Here is a 14,067-nt window from a genome sequence, read left to right on the forward strand (position 1 = left end):
CCTGGAGCCGCGCTGACTCCGGGTTCGAGCGGAGGGTTCAGATGCCGCGCGAACCGGTGTCCAGGAACTCCGCCACGGCCGAGGGCACGAACGGAGTGACGTCGCCACCGAGCGATGCGACTTGCCGCACGAGAGAGCTCGACACCATCGCGTGGGACGGGTCGGGGAGGAGGAACACAGTCTCGATGTCGGCCAGGTGCCGGTTGACGATCGCCATCGGGGATTCGTAAGCGACGTCGATCTGCGATCGGATGCCCTTCACGAGCACTCCGGCGCCGACATCACGCGCGTAGTCCACGAGCAAGCCCATGCTCCAGGACCCGATCACGATGTTGCCGGGCATGCCGTCATCCGCGATCGAGCGTTCCAGGAGTGAGAGACGCTGCGCGATCGGCAGCATCGCCTCTTTGCCGGGGTTGTGCACCACCAGGACATGCAGCTCGTCGTAGAGAGCGGCTGCACGCCGGATCACATCGAGATGACCCAGCGTAGGCGGATCGAAGGAACCCGGGACGACGGCGATCCGGCTGCTCATGGTTCCAGCCTAGGGCACGGCAGAACGGTGTCAGTTCTTGGCCAGCGCCGCACGATCCTCGTCGCTCACCCGTCTGCCGATCGCCTCGCGCAGTCCCGGGTGGTCGGCCAGATCGGGGTCGGCGGCGAGGATGCCCTCCGCCACGTCGCGTGCCCGTGTGATGAGCGCCGCGTCCTTGACGACGCGCAGGAGCTTCAGCGAGGAGCGCACGCCGGCCTGCGCGGCCCCGAGCACGTCGCCTTCCCCGCGCAGCTCCAGATCGACCTCCGCGAGGGCGAAGCCGTCGAGTGTCGCCGCTACGGCATCGACGCGGTCACGTGCGAGCGATCCCGCCTCGGCTTCCGTCACGAGCAGACAGAGTCCGGGGACGCCGCCTCGCCCGACTCGGCCGCGAAGCTGGTGGAGCTGGGAGACGCCGAAACGGTCGGCGTCGAGCACGATCATGGTCGAGGCGTTGGGCACGTCGACACCGACCTCGATCACGGTGGTCGCCAGGAGCAGATCGATGTCGCCGCGGGCGAACGACTGCATCACCGCGTCCTTCTCGTCCGACGGCATCCGCCCGTGCAGCACGGCCCTGCGCAGTCCTCCGAGCATGGGGTGGGTGGACAGCGCCTCGTCGAGCTGCACGACACCCCAACGCGGGCCCGCCGCGCCCTCCGGCGCCAGCGTCGGCTGCTCCCCCACCTCCGCCGTCTTCTTCGTCGTGTCGATCGCCGCGCAGACGGCGAACACCTGTCGGCCCTGGGCGATCTCCTCGGCGGCGCGTTCCCAGACGCGATTGAACCAGGCGGGATGCTCGGCGAGCGGAGCGACGAACGACTCGATGCCGGCACGCCCAGCCGGCATCGTGCGGATGACCGACGTGTCGAGGTCGCCGAACACCGTCATCGCCACCGTCCGCGGGATCGGCGTCGCAGTGAGGACCAGCGCGTGCGGACTCGAGCCCTTCGCACGCAGCGCCTCCCGCTGTTCCACCCCGAACCGGTGCTGCTCGTCCACGACCACGAGTCCGAGATCGGCGAAGGTCGTCTTCTCCCCCAGCAGGGCGTGCGTGCCGACCACGATGAGCGCTTGCCCCGACGCGACGCGCAAGGCCGCTTTGCGGCGCTCGGCAGCCGGCATCTGGCCGGTGAGGAGGGTCGGCATGAGGAGAGGAGCGAGGTCCGGCCCCAGCATCTTCGCGATCGAACGCAGGTGCTGGCCCGCCAGTACCTCGGTGGGCGCGATCAATGCCGCCTGCCCACCGCTCTCGGCCACCTGCAGCATCGCACGGAGTGCCACGAGGGTCTTGCCGGATCCGACCTCGCCCTGCACGAGGCGGTTCATCGGCCAGGCTCCGACCAGGTCGGCGGCGATCTGATGCCCGACCGTCTCCTGATCGGCCGTGAGCGTGTACGGGAGCGCGGCGTCGAATCGCTCGAGCACGCCCCCGGGAAGAGCGGGGCGGGAGGTGGCGGAAAGGGCGCGTACCGCGTCGCGCTGTTGGAGGAGCGCTGTCTGGAGCGTGAGAGCCTCATGCATCCGCAGCGTGCGCACGGCGGGGTCGATGTCGTTGCGCGTGCGCGGACGATGGATCAGCTCCAGCGCCTCTCGCGCCGTGAGCAGCTCCTCCTGCTCACGGATCTCCGCCGTCAGGGGGTCCGGCGCAGCGGACAGGTCGTCCAGCACCCGGCCGATGAGTCGGGCGATCTGCCAGGTCTGGATGGTCGAGGTGGCGGGATAGATCGGGATCGGCACGGCGGCGCGTGCGTCGGCACTGCGCCGCGCCGAGTCCTCGTCGTCGAAGAGCTCGTACTCGGGATGCGCGAACTGGGTCGCGCCGTTGAATTCGCCGACCTTGCCGGAGAACACGCCGCGTCGCCCGACCGCGAGGTCTTTCGATCGCCACTCGGCCGCGCCGACGTTCTTCGCGAAGAAGGTGAGCGACATGCGGCCGATCCCATCGCCGATCACGACGTCGACCATCGCCCCTGGCCGATTGCGCATGCGCCGGAAGCTCGACGACAGCACCTCGGCGACGATCGTCACCGTCTCCCCGAGGGGAAGGTCGCGAATGGGGGTCAGCTCGCCCGGATCGGCATAGCGCCGGGGGTAGTGCGCGAGCAGATCGCCGACACTCCGCATGCCGAACGCGCGTCCGAGCGTCTTGGCAGACGCCGCACCGAGCGCATCCTCCAGCGAGGAATCGAGCGTGAGCGACATGCTCCGAGTCTAGGGAACACGACCGACACGTCGGACACCCCGGCTGTCGTATCGTGAACGGGTGACGAGGATCATCGCAGGCAGCGCCAGGGGCGCGCGACTCGAGGTACCGGGATCGGGAACCCGACCGACCAGCGACCGGGTGCGCGAGTCCCTCTTCGGCGCACTCGAATCGCTCAGCGCGATCACCGGCGCCAGGGTGCTCGACCTGTACGCCGGATCGGGGGCCCTCGGTCTCGAGTCCCTCAGCCGAGGCGCGGCGAGTGCCGAGTTCGTCGAGCGGGGGCGCCAGGCCGCGGCGATCGTCCGGCGCAACGCCGAGGTCGTCGCGAAGGCGGGCGGGATGACGGCGGGCCGCGTGCACGAAGGCGCTGTCCATGCCTTCCTGCAGCGGGCGACCGGCCCCTTCGACCTCGTGTTCACCGATCCGCCCTACGACCTGGCCGACGCATCGATGACCGCGGATCTCGTGGCGCTCGCCCCGCTCCTGTCCGCGGACGCCGTCGTCGTGGTCGAGCGTGCACGCCGCTCCACCCCGCCGGATTTCGCGGCCGCAGGGCTGGAGCCGTTCCGCGAGAAGTCCTACGGCGACACCACGCTGTGGTGGGCCGAACCCGCCTCCGACGAGGAGAACCCGTCGGCGGAGGATCAGCCTCCGACCGAGTCCCAGTCGCGGTAGGGGTCCCAACCGCTGATGTCGACGGGGAGGTCGTCGCAGAGCAGATCCTCCTCCCCCCGGCGGCGCACAGCGCCGATGATCCGGAATCCCGGAGCCAGAACCCCCTCCGGGAACGTCGCGAGCAGCGCGTGGTCCTCGCCCCCGGCGATCGCCCGCTCCGGATCGTCCCCGAGGAGTGCCCGGTCGAGAGCGATCGTGACGCCCGAGGCCTCCGCCATCCGGCGCGCATCGAGCGCGAGCCCGTCGGAGATGTCCATCATCGCGGTGGCGCCGGCCGTCGCCGCCACTGCGCCGAGACCGATGGGTGGCGCAGGCCGCAGCTGTGCCGCGAGCGCGGCGGTCTCCCCCGAGGCGAGCACGGAGGTGTCCACCGCCACAGGCACGTCGCCATCGCGGAAGCGGCCGAACAGCACGGCGAGGCCGTGCGCGGCGTGACCGAGCTCTCCGGCGACGGCGACGACGTCGCCGGGGCGCGCACCACCCCGTGTCACCGGCGCTCTGCCCTCGAGATCTCCGAGAGCCGTCACCGCGACGGTCAGCACGTCCGACACCGTCAGGTCACCGCCGACGACGGCGCATCCGGGCGCGAGCGCGGCGCACGCGTCGCGGAAGCCATCGGCGAGCCGTTCCACGAACGAGAGGCGCAGGTCACGCGGTACAGCCAGAGCCACCAGCAGCGCAGTCGGGCGCGCTCCCATCGCCGCGACATCCGCGAGGTTCACGGCGGCGGCCTTCCAGCCGAGGTCGTACCCGCTGGACCAGGCGAGGCGGAAGTCCGGTCCGTGCACGAGCGTGTCGGTCGTGGCCACCACGGATCCCGACGGTGCGGCGATGACGGCTGCGTCGTCACCCGGGCCGATCAGCGCGTGGGAGGCTGCAGGCGTCCGGGTCAGGATCGCGTGGAGGATGCGCCCCTCGGACACATCGCCCAGGCGCGGATCGTCGGCATCGGGTCGGGAGGGCATGCTGTCAAAGGTAGCCTGGAAGCATGCACCGTTCCCGTCGCCTCGCTGTCCTCGGAGGCGCAGTGGCCCTCGCCGCGATGCTCGCCGGCTGCTCGACCACCGTGCACCTCGAACCCGCCGCGGATGCGAACGACCCCGCGTGCGCGAACGTCTCGGTACTGCTCCCTGAGACCGTCGGCGATCTCGACCGCGTGTGGACCGACGCACAGGCGACGGGAGCCTGGGGCGAGCCCACGGTGGTGCTGCGCTGCGGCGTCGATCCTCCCGCCCCGTCCGCTCTGGTGTGCACCACGCTCGGCGGAGTCGACTGGCTGGTGCTCGAGCAGGAGGAGCAGCGGCAGCGACTCGTCACCTACGGACGCGACCCCGCGATCGAGGTCAACATCCGTCGCGGAGAGCAGGTCGACTTCCAGTCGATCGTGGACACCCTCTCCAAGAGCATCCAGTCCGGACTCGCGCCGGCCACGGCGAGATGCACGGATCGCGTGGAGTTCCCCGCGAGCTGACGCCCACGGGGAACGTCGTGGTCAGCGGCGCAGGCCGGCCTCGACGAGCTCGGTGATGAGGTCGCCGTAGCTCAGGCCGGATGCGACCCAGCACTTCGGGAACATCGAGATCGGCGTGAAACCGGGCATCGTGTTCAGCTCGTTGACGACGAGATCGCCCGTCGGCGTGAGGAACATGTCGACCCGTGCGAGGCCGCGGCCGTCGACCGCTTCGAACGCCCGCAGACCCGCGTCCTGGATCGCCGCCGTCTCGGCCTCGGTCAACGCGGCCGGGCACACGACATCGACGCCGTCGCCACCGAGGTATTTGCCCTCGAAATCGTAGAAGCCGCGAGACGTGAGCACGATCTCACCCGGCAGCGATGCTCGGACGCCGTCCGCGGTCTCGAGCACGGCGACCTCGATCTCCCTGCCGCTCACACCCTTCTCGATCAGCACCTTGTCGTCTTCGGCGAACGCCACCGCGAGCGCGGCATCGAGCTCATCGGTGTCGTCCACCTTGGACACGCCGACGCTCGAGCCCGCGCGTGCGGGCTTCACGAACAGGGGAAGGCCGAGCGCTGCAGCCCGGACACGGACGTCGGCGGCATCCCGATCCCAGTCCCTGCGACGCACCGTGACCCACGGCGCGACGGTGATGCCCGCAGCCTGAAGCGCGATCTTCATGAAGTGCTTGTCCATGCAGAGGGCGGAGTCGAGGACTCCCCCACCCGCATACGGAACCTCGAGGGTGTCGAAGTAGCCCTGGATCGTGCCGTCTTCGCCGTGAGGTCCGTGCAGGATCGGCAGCACCACGTCGATCTCGCCGAGTCCCTCGACGGCGCCGCCGGGGTGCGCGACACGCAGCGTGCGGTCCCCACCCGGTTCCGGCCACAGCACGCGCGTGCCGTTGTCGGCCACCTCGGGGAGGTGTGCGGCGTCCAACGGGAACTTCGCGGGGTCGTCGTCTTCGAGGACGAACGCACCTTCACGGGTGATCCCGACGGGGATCACGTCATAGCGGTCGCGGTCAATCGCTCCCAGCACGCCCCCCGCCGTTGCGGAACTGATCGAATGCTCGCTGGAGCGCCCGCCGAAGAGCACCACCACCATCTGCTTGTCCATGGTTGGTCCTCTCACCCTGCGGGGTGTCGTCGTCCGTCGTCAGGTGGGGTGCGATGTCTCGCGGATCCATCTTGCCGTCGAGCACCATCTTCACCTGCTCGACGATGGGCATGTCGACCTCGGCCTCGCGCGCCAGCTGCAGGATGGGCGCTACCGAGGCCAGGCCTTCCGCCGTCTGCTGCATCTGCTTCACGACGTCCTGGAAGCTGTAGCCCTGGCCGAGCAGGCGCCCGGCGGTGTTGTTGCGGCTCAACGGCGACTGGCACGTGGCGATGAGGTCGCCCAGCCCGGCGAGGCCTTGGAGGGTCTCCGGGTGCGCACCGTTCGCGACGGCGAAGTCGGTCATCTCGACCAGACCCCGGGTGATGATCGAGGCCTTCGTGTTCTCGCCATAGCCGACGCCGTCGACGATGCCGATCGCCACCGCGATGAGGTTCTTGAGCACTCCCCCGAACTCCGTGCCGATCACATCGGTGTTGACGAACGTGCGGAAGTAGCTGTTCCGCGCCGCGCGCGCGACGATCTCGGCCGTCTCCTGGCTGCGCGAGGAGATCACGGCGGCGGTCGGCTGCTCTCGGGCGATCTCCAGCGCGAGGTTCGGACCGGAGGCGACGGCGATGCGATCGGGGTCGCAGCGCAGCTCCTGCTGGATGACCTGGCTCATGCGCAGCCCGGTTCCGCGCTCGACGCCCTTCATGAGGCTGATGACCTTCGCATCGCTCTCTGCGAGCAGTGGCCGCAGCGCCTTCAGGTTCTCGCGTAGGGACTGGCTCGGCACCGAGAGATAGACCTGGTCGACCCCGTCGAGAGCGGTTGCGAGCTCGTGTGTGGCCGCCATGGTGCGCGGGAGGTTGATGCCGGGCAGGTAGCGTGAGTTGCGCTTGGCCTCGTTGATCTCCTGCGCGAGCTCGGCGCGGCGCGCCCACATCGTGACCTGCGCTCCGCCATCCGCGAGGATCTTGCCGAAAGTCGTGCCCCAGCTGCCCGAGCCGATGACCGTGGCCCGCGGACCGACCGGAGCGGTTCTCTTAGGAGTCAAGGCGTCCGGTCTCCTTCTGGCCGTGGCTGGCCGGGTTCCATCGTTCCGCCGGAGCCTTCTCGTCGCGCAGCTCCTCGAGGAGCGCGGTGATCGCATTCATCAGCCGGTTGGTCGCCTCGTTGAGGGCCGCAGGCTCTCCGGCGCGTCCGCGCAGATCCGAGACGTCGACGGGGTCTCCGATGATGACCCTGACGGGCTTGCGCAGCGGCCAGAGGCTGAGCCCCTTCTGATAGCGGCCCATGATCGCCTGCGTGCCCCACTGCGCCATCGGGATCAGTGGGATGCCGTCGGCGAGGGCCAGACGCACCGCGCCGGACTTTCCCCGCATCGGCCACAGATCGGGGTCACGTGTGAGCGTGCCCTCCGGGTAGACGATCACCCCGCGGCCGTGTTCGACGAGCTCTTCCGACTGCTTCATCGTCTGGCGCGCGGAGGAGGCCGAGGAGGTGCGTGCGACCGGGATCATCCCGGTGCGGTGGAGGAACCAGCCGAGGACCGGCACCTTGAAGAGGCTCTCCTTGGCCATGAAACGTGGGGCGCGACCGGCACGCCATACGGCGACGGCCACGACGAGCGGATCGAACTCCGAGTAGTGGTTCGGCGCCAGGATGAACGCGCCCTGCTGCGGAAGCTTCTCCGCCCCTTCGACACGGATCTTCGCGATCAGGGAGACCGGCGGGATCACCAGCGCCGCGAGCGGCCAGAAGACGCTCGGCCGCTTCGTCTCCGTCGACCGGGACGTCACTGCCGTCACCGGATGACGTCGAAGTCGGCGCCGAGCGCGTCGAGCTTGGCGAGGAACTTCTCGTAGCCGCGGCTGAGGATGTCCACACCCGAGACCTTCGACTCGCCCGTGGCCGTGAGCGCCGCGATGACGTGACTGTAGCCGCCGCGAAGATCGGGGACGACGATGTCCGCACCGTGCAACGGCGTGGGCCCGGTGATGACGGCGGCCTGCTCGAGGTCGCGGCGCGGAACACGGCGAGGGCCGTCCTGCAGACCACGCGGGTGCACGACGATGTCGGCGCCCATCTTGACCAGGGCATCGGTGAAGCCCATCCGGTTCTCGTACACGGTCTCGTGCACGACGGAGCGGCCGTGGGCCTGGGTCAGCGCGACCACGAGCGGCTGCTGCCAGTCGGTCATGAAGCCGGGGTGCACGTCGGTCTCGATGACGACGGGCTTGATGTCGCCATCGCGACGGAACAGGATGCCGTCCTCCTGGATGTCGAACCAGCCGCCCGCCTTGCGGAAGACGTTGAGGAACGTGAGCATCTCCTGCTGCTTGGCGCCGCCGACGAAGATCTCGCCGTCGGTCGCGAGAGCGGCGGAAGCCCAGGACGCGGCCTCGTTGCGGTCGAAGATCGACCGGTGGTCGTACCCACGGAGCTTCTCGACGCCCTCGATCACGATGACGCGGTTCGGCTCGTAGGAGATGATCGCCCCCATCTTCTGCAGCACGGCGATCAGATCCATGATCTCGGGCTCGATGGCGGCGTTGCGCAGTTCCGTCACGCCCTCGGCGCGGACGGCGGTGAGGAGCACCTGCTCCGTCGCACCGACGCTGGGGTACGGGAGGTGGATGTTCGCTCCGTGCAGGCGGGTACCGCCTGTCGAGAGGCGGATACCGCTCGGGAGCTTCTCGACGATCGCGCCGAACTTGCGGAGCGCATCCAGGTGGAAGTCGATGGGACGGTCGCCGATGCGGCATCCGCCGAGGTCGGGGATGAACGCCTGACCGAGACGGTGCAGGAGCGGGCCGCAGAACAGGATCGGGATGCGGGAGGCGCCGGCGTGGGCGTCGATCTCCTCGAAGTGGGCGGACTCGACATCGCTCGGGTCGAACACGAGCGAACCCGGCTCGTCCCCCTCCGAGACCCGCACACCGTGCACCTCGAGCAGCGAGCGCACCACGGCGACGTCGCTGATCGCCGGCACGTCGCGCAGGGTGCTCACGGTCTCGCCGAGGAGCGAGGCGACCATGGCCTTGGTGGCCAGGTTCTTCGCGCCCTTGACGTCGACGCGACCGCGAAGCGGTCGCCCACCTCGAATGGCGAGGACGTCTCCGGTGAGTGCGGGGACTCCGTCCGGAAGAGCGTCGCGCACAGGTGTCGTCATTCGGAGCCTCACTTCATTCACGGATTTCGGGGGCGGGTTGCCCCTGGCTCCCCCGCCCCCTCCGTCTACTGGACGGGAAGGGTTCGGGGCCGCCACGACTCGCGACGGGCCTCGAACTGCGCGATCTTGTCTTCATTGCGCAGCGTGAGCCCGATGTCATCGAGCCCTTCGAGGAGCCGCCATCTAGTGTAATCGTCGATCCCGATCTCGGCCTGGACGTCACCGATCGACGCCGAGCGCGCCTGGAGGTCGACCGTCATCTGCGCCCCGGGATTCCGGTCGATCTCGGCCCAGATCCGCTCGAGATCCTCTTCCGAGATCGTCGCGGCGAGGAGCCCCTGCTTACCCGAATTGCCGCGGAAGATGTCGGCGAAGCGGGGGCTGAGCACGACCTTGAAGCCGAAGTCCCGCAGCGCCCAGACGGCGTGCTCACGGCTGGATCCGGTACCGAAGTCCGATCCGGCGACCAGTACCGACGCGCCCTGGAAAGGTGACTGGTTGAGAACGAACTCGGGATCCTGACGCCAGCCGTGGAACAGGGCGTCCTCGAACCCGGTCTTCGTGACGCGCTTGAGGAAGACGGCGGGGATGATCTGGTCGGTGTCGACGTTCGAGCGCTTCAGCGGGGCGGCGATGCCCGTGTGAGTGATGAACTTCTCCATGATTCAGAACCCTTCGGTCAGGTCGCTCGGGCTGGACAGGGTGCCGCGGATCGCGGTCGCCGCAGCGACGAGGGGAGAGACGAGATGTGTGCGCCCTCCCTTGCCCTGACGGCCCTCGAAGTTGCGGTTCGAGGTGGAAGCGCACCGCTCCCCCGGCGCGAGCTGATCGGGGTTCATGCCCAGGCACATGGAGCAGCCGGCGAACCGCCACTCCGCGCCGAAGTCCTTGATGATCTTGTCCAGGCCCTCCGCCTCGGCCTCCAGACGCACTCTGGCGGATCCGGGCACGACCATGACGCGCACGCCGTCGGCCTTCTTCTTGCCCTGGATGATCGACGCGAAGGCACGCAGATCCTCGATGCGGCTGTTCGTGCACGATCCCATGAACACGGCATCGACCGGCACCTCTTTGAGAGGAGTCCCCGGGGTGAGATCCATGTACTCGAGTGCCCGCTCGGCGGCCGCCCGCTCGTTCGGGTCGATGATCTCGGCGGGATTCGGGACCGACGACGACAGCGAGCTGCCCTGGCCGGGGTTCGTCCCCCACGTCACGAACGGCTCGAGCTGGTCGGCGTCGATGAACACCTCGGCATCGAACGTCGCGCCGTCGTCGGTCGGCAAGGTGCGCCAGTAGGCGACGGCGTCGTCCCAGTCCTGCCCCTTCGGCGCATGCGGTCGACCCTCGAGGTAGGCGAACGTCGTCTCATCGGGGGCCACCATGCCGGCGCGGGCTCCCGCTTCGATCGACATGTTGCAGATCGTCATGCGCCCCTCCATGGAGAGGGCGCGGATCGCGCTGCCGCGGTACTCGAGCACGTAGCCCTGCCCGCCGCCGGTGCCGATCTTGGCGATGACCGCGAGGATGATGTCCTTCGCGGTGACCCCGGAGCGCAGTGTGCCCTCGACGTTGATCGCCATGGTCTTGAACGGCTTCAGCGGCAGCGTCTGCGTGGCCATGACGTGCTCGACCTCGCTGGTGCCGATGCCGAAGGCCATGGCGCCGAAGGCCCCGTGCGTCGAGGTGTGGGAGTCGCCGCAGACGACGGTGATACCGGGCATGGTGAGTCCGAGCTGGGGTCCGACCACGTGCACGATGCCCTGCTCCGCGTCGCCCAGCGAATGCAGGCGCACACCGAACTCGGCGGCATTGCGGCGCAGCGTCTCGATCTGCGTGCGACTGGTCAGGTCGGCGATCGGCTTGTCGATCTCCCAGGTCGGCGTGTTGTGATCCTCGGTCGCGATCGTGAGATCGAGACGACGGAGGGGGCGTCCCTCGCTGCGCAGACCGTCGAAGGCCTGCGGGCTGGTGACCTCGTGCACCAGGTGCAGGTCGATGTAGATGAGGTCGGGTTCGCCGTTCTCGCCCTTGACGACGAGGTGGTCGTCCCAGACCTTCTCGGCGAGCGTCCTGCGGCGTGCGGAATCGGCACCGTTTGCGGGGGTGGTCATTGCGTGTCTCCTGAGGCTGGCGGTTCGGCCCACGATGGACTCCGCGACGAGGAGGGGCTCAGAACGAGGTCTCGTCGCGGCGCCTAAGAAGAAGGAGGACGGTCCGCATGACGTCAGATTACCACCGCTCGGACGTGCTCCGACCCGTCATGACACTCTGTTGAGCACCCGAACGACCGAGAGGCACCGCATGACCGTCGACACCGCCCGCTTCGCCACCCGTGCGGTCCATGCAGCGAGAAGCCGCGAGACGGCATCGTCCCGCGCGACCCCGATCTATCTGACGGCGGGCTTCGAGTTCGACGACTTCGACCATGCGGCGGATCACTTCAGCACCGGAGCCGGCTTCGGCTACACCCGCACCGGCAACCCCACCGTGCGCGCCGTGGAGCGCCAGCTCGCGGCACTCGAATCCGGTGCGGATGCGGTGCTCGTGGCCAGCGGACAGGCGGCGGTCGTCACCGCCCTGCTCACGGTCGTGGGCGCCGGCGATCACATCGTCTCGTCGACCCACATCTACGAGGGCACCAGGGGGCTGTTCCTCGACAACCTGGCGAGGCTCGACATCGAGACGACATTCGTCGACGACATCGCCGATCCCGGGGCCTGGCGCGCGGCCATCCGTCCGAACACCCGCGCACTGTTCGCGGAGTCTCTCGCGAACGCGCGCAACGACGTCCTCGATGTCCGCGCCGTCAGCACCATCGGCGATGAGTATGCGATCCCGCTGATCGTCGACAACACACTGGCGACACCGGCGCTCCTGCGTCCGCTCGAGCACGGCGCGGCGATCGTGGTCCATTCCGCCTCGAAATTCCTCGCCGGACATGGTTCCGTGCTCGGCGGTGTGATCATCGACGACGGGCGCTTCGATGCCGAGCGCGCGGGCCACAACGCGCCGCACCTCGTACTCCCCGGGCGAGGGGACGCCCCCAGCGTTTTCGCCCGCCAGGGAGGTCGCGCCCGCATCGCCTACGCCCGGGAGTCGGTGGCACCACGCTTCGGCGCCTCGCCCTCCCCTCTCAACGCGTTCCTGATCGGGCAGGGTGTGGAGACGCTCGGGCTGCGCGTCGAGCGGCAGTCGCGGAACGCCCTCCGGATCGCCCAGTGGCTGGAAGCGCACGAGGCCGTCGAGAGCGTCGACTACGTCGGACTCCCCTCGCACCCCGATCATGAGCTCGGGAAGCGATACCTCGACGGCGGATTCGGCTCCATCTTCACCTTCACCCTGCGAGGGGGGCTCCCGGCGGCACGCCGATTCGTCGAGCACGTGCAGGTCTTCACCCACATGACCCACATCGGAGATGTGCGCTCGCTGGTGCTGCACCCCGGGACCACGAGTCACGCCCAGCGCACCGAGGAGGAGCGCGAGATCCTCGGCGTGCGGCCGGGAACCCTCCGGCTGTCGATCGGCATCGAGGACGTCGACGATCTTCTCTCCGACCTGTCCCAGGTGCTCCAGGGCGTGCGGGAGACGGTGGCATGAGTCGCCCCCAGCACTTCGGCTGGTTCCTCGCCCGCGGCTTCGGACCCCAGGGCTGGGGCTATCCGTCCCTCGACTGGGACTACGACTGGACGCGCCCCGAGATCTATCAGGACGCCGCCCGCACTCTCGAACAGGCGGGTTTCGACCTCGTGATCATCGAGGACGCACCCTCATTGGGCTCGCCATCGACGATCGACCTGCGTGTCCGGCACGCGTTCGGAGGGCCGAAGCTCGATCCACTCCTGCTCGCTCCCTACCTTTTCCAGGCGACCAGGCACCTGGGCGTCGTGCCGACGGTGAACCCCGCGGCGTACCTGCCGTACACGGCCGCGCGGCAGTTCGCGACGCTGCAGCACCTGAGCGGACATCGGCTGGGCCTCAACGTCGTCACCGACACCGGTAGCGCCCGGCACTTCTCCGAGGCGCCCCAGCTCGGGCACGACGAGGCTTACGATCGCGCCGAGGAGTGGCTCGCCGGCATCCGCGCGCTCTGGCGCAGCTGGGACGACGGCGCCCTCGTCGCTGATCGGGAGACCGGCGTCTTCGCCGATGGAACCCGGTTGCGGACGGTCGAGCACCGGGGCGAGTACTTCGCCTTCGACGGCCCGCTGAACGCCGTGCCCTTCACCGACGGGGACCCCGCGATCGTCTCCCCCGGCGGCTCCGGCCGAGGGCTCGGTTTCGCCGGCGCGAACTCCGATGTCCAGCTCGCCCTCGCTCCGTTGCACGAGAAGTCCGTGCGGGACTACCGCGCCAAGGTGCACGAGGCGGCGATCGCGAGAGGACGCCGGCCCGAAGACATCAAGATCCTCTTCGCCATCCAGCCCGTGATCACGTCGTCGAGCGAGGAGGCCGATCGCATCGTGGCGGCGTCCGCGCACCCGGACGATGCAGCGCTCGTGCAGATCGCCCGCAAGCAGTCCAGCGATCTCGAGACCGATCTGACGACACTCGATCTCGACAGGCCGCTCGACCTCTCCGTCTTCGGAGCCCATGTGTCGCGCGGAAGCATCCAGCGCCTGATCGGAGACCGTGGGGAAGACGCCCCGCTCCGCGCACATCTGACAGCACTCGCCCGCACAGGACGGATCGCGGACCGCACCGGATTCGTCGGCACCGCCGACGAGTTCGCCGACCTGATCGAAGAGCTCGGCGAGTGGGGGAACGACGGCGTCCTGCTCTGGGGCGACTTCCATCCGGTCACCCTGCACCGCACGCTGGACGAGCTCGTGCCTGTCCTCCGCCGCCGCGGCATCCTTCGTCGGGACTATGCGGACGGCGGCCTGCAGGCGAACCTGCGCCGATTCTGAGTCGGGCGC

Annotated in this window: 13 protein-coding genes; 4 read left to right on the forward strand and 9 right to left on the reverse strand. The window is 69.1% G+C overall.

The annotated features are described in order from the left end of the window. Positions 1 to 37: 37 nt before the first annotated feature. A complete protein-coding gene (gene coaD, locus CQ042_RS00825; RefSeq protein WP_105668340.1) occupies positions 38 to 535 on the reverse strand; it encodes a pantetheine-phosphate adenylyltransferase in 498 nt (165 codons plus the stop codon). 30 nt (positions 536 to 565) lie between these two features. Beyond that, positions 566 to 2,740 (reverse strand): ATP-dependent DNA helicase RecG, encoded by a 2,175-nt coding sequence (locus CQ042_RS00830; protein ID WP_105668341.1) that lies wholly within the window; start codon positions 2,738 to 2,740, stop codon positions 566 to 568. 61 nt (positions 2,741 to 2,801) lie between these two features. On the opposite strand from CQ042_RS00830, the gene rsmD reads away from it, so the two are divergent. Continuing rightward, positions 2,802 to 3,419, forward strand: coding sequence for a 16S rRNA (guanine(966)-N(2))-methyltransferase RsmD (gene rsmD / locus CQ042_RS00835; RefSeq protein WP_105668342.1), 618 nt, complete (start codon positions 2,802 to 2,804; stop codon positions 3,417 to 3,419). On the opposite strand, the gene thiL is transcribed toward rsmD, so the two are convergent. Beyond that, on the reverse strand, positions 3,389 to 4,384 hold the full coding sequence (gene thiL, locus CQ042_RS00840; RefSeq protein WP_105668343.1) for a thiamine-phosphate kinase: 996 nt from the start codon (positions 4,382 to 4,384) through the stop codon (positions 3,389 to 3,391). The two genes, rsmD and thiL, sit on opposite strands and share 31 nt — an antisense overlap. Before the next feature lie 23 nt (positions 4,385 to 4,407). On the opposite strand from thiL, the gene CQ042_RS00845 reads away from it, so the two are divergent. Further along, positions 4,408 to 4,890: a DUF3515 domain-containing protein gene (locus tag CQ042_RS00845; protein ID WP_105668344.1), complete on the forward strand. Its 483-nt coding sequence runs from the start codon at positions 4,408 to 4,410 to the stop codon at positions 4,888 to 4,890. Between the two features lie 21 nt (positions 4,891 to 4,911). Here the strand turns inward: CQ042_RS00845 and CQ042_RS00850 are convergent, their stop codons facing one another. The 6 genes from CQ042_RS00850 to leuC all read right to left on the reverse strand — a co-directional run bounded on the left by CQ042_RS00850 (position 4,912) and on the right by leuC (position 11,262). After that, entirely contained in the window at positions 4,912 to 5,994 is a 1,083-nt protein-coding gene (locus CQ042_RS00850; RefSeq protein ID WP_105668345.1) for a D-alanine--D-alanine ligase family protein, read from the reverse strand. After that, positions 5,900 to 7,033: an NAD(P)H-dependent glycerol-3-phosphate dehydrogenase gene (locus tag CQ042_RS00855; RefSeq protein WP_105668346.1), complete on the reverse strand. Its 1,134-nt coding sequence runs from the start codon at positions 7,031 to 7,033 to the stop codon at positions 5,900 to 5,902. The genes CQ042_RS00850 and CQ042_RS00855 overlap by 95 nt, the downstream gene beginning before the upstream one ends. Further along, a complete protein-coding gene (locus tag CQ042_RS00860; protein WP_105668347.1) occupies positions 7,023 to 7,787 on the reverse strand; it encodes a 1-acyl-sn-glycerol-3-phosphate acyltransferase in 765 nt (254 codons plus the stop codon). Before CQ042_RS00860 ends, CQ042_RS00855 begins: the two co-directional genes overlap by 11 nt. Next, entirely contained in the window at positions 7,784 to 9,151 is a 1,368-nt protein-coding gene (murA, locus tag CQ042_RS00865) for a UDP-N-acetylglucosamine 1-carboxyvinyltransferase (RefSeq protein ID WP_046748442.1), read from the reverse strand. The genes CQ042_RS00860 and murA overlap by 4 nt, the downstream gene beginning before the upstream one ends. Before the next feature lie 65 nt (positions 9,152 to 9,216). Beyond that, positions 9,217 to 9,813: a 3-isopropylmalate dehydratase small subunit gene (leuD, locus tag CQ042_RS00870; RefSeq protein WP_105668348.1), complete on the reverse strand. Its 597-nt coding sequence runs from the start codon at positions 9,811 to 9,813 to the stop codon at positions 9,217 to 9,219. A 3-nt stretch (positions 9,814 to 9,816) separates the two neighbouring features. Next, positions 9,817 to 11,262 carry a 3-isopropylmalate dehydratase large subunit gene (leuC, locus tag CQ042_RS00875; RefSeq protein ID WP_105668349.1) on the reverse strand — a complete coding sequence of 482 codons (1,446 nt, stop codon included), beginning with the start codon at positions 11,260 to 11,262 and terminating at the stop codon, positions 9,817 to 9,819. 190 nt (positions 11,263 to 11,452) lie between these two features. Here leuC and CQ042_RS00880 point away from each other — a divergent pair, with 190 nt between their 5' ends. Continuing rightward, entirely contained in the window at positions 11,453 to 12,748 is a 1,296-nt protein-coding gene (locus tag CQ042_RS00880; RefSeq protein WP_105668350.1) for an O-acetylhomoserine aminocarboxypropyltransferase/cysteine synthase family protein, read from the forward strand. Next, complete coding sequence (locus CQ042_RS00885; protein ID WP_105668351.1) at positions 12,745 to 14,058, forward strand: LLM class flavin-dependent oxidoreductase; 1,314 nt, start codon at positions 12,745 to 12,747, stop codon at positions 14,056 to 14,058. Before CQ042_RS00880 ends, CQ042_RS00885 begins: the two co-directional genes overlap by 4 nt. Positions 14,059 to 14,067: the final 9 nt, after the last annotated feature.

Source organism: Microbacterium sp. MYb62 (assembly GCF_002979475.1).
Classification (GTDB): domain Bacteria; phylum Actinomycetota; class Actinomycetes; order Actinomycetales; family Microbacteriaceae; genus Microbacterium.